The 352-nt window shown below is 72.2% G+C and carries 1 protein-coding gene; it reads right to left on the bottom strand.

All coding sequences use genetic code 11. From position 1 onward, the window contains the following. Positions 1-352, bottom strand: a 352-nt coding sequence (locus H5407_RS23790; RefSeq protein ID WP_183106934.1) for a condensation domain-containing protein, incomplete at both ends; no start/stop codon positions are given.

Here is a 352-nt window from a genome sequence, read left to right as displayed (position 1 = left end):
TGCTCGATGCCTTGCAGGGCGGGCGGCAACTCGGCCGGTTCCTGGGACTGGCCCTGGCTGTGGCGGTAGTTCAGCAGTGCCGTCACCAGCGGCACGCCGCTCTCCAGCCCGCTGCAGCGTTGGGCCAGGGCCAGCGGGGCATGCTCGTGGCGCAGCAGCCCAGCCAGGTCTTGCTGGACCTGCTTGACGGCGCCCAGCACGGGCCCCTGCAGCTTGACGCGCAGGGGCAAGGTGTTGATGTAAAGCCCCAGGGCGCGGTCCGCCCCGGCGCCGGCCTGCATGCGGCCGAACAGCACGGTGCCGAAGACCACGTCCTCGCGCCCGCTGACCCGGCCCAGCAGCTGGGCATAGG

It is taken from the genome of Mitsuaria sp. WAJ17 (assembly GCF_014174515.1).
Lineage (GTDB): Bacteria > Pseudomonadota > Gammaproteobacteria > Burkholderiales > Burkholderiaceae_C > Roseateles_B.
The sequence above is the reverse complement of the archived record's forward strand: the minus strand, read 5'-3'. Positions and strand labels throughout refer to the sequence as shown.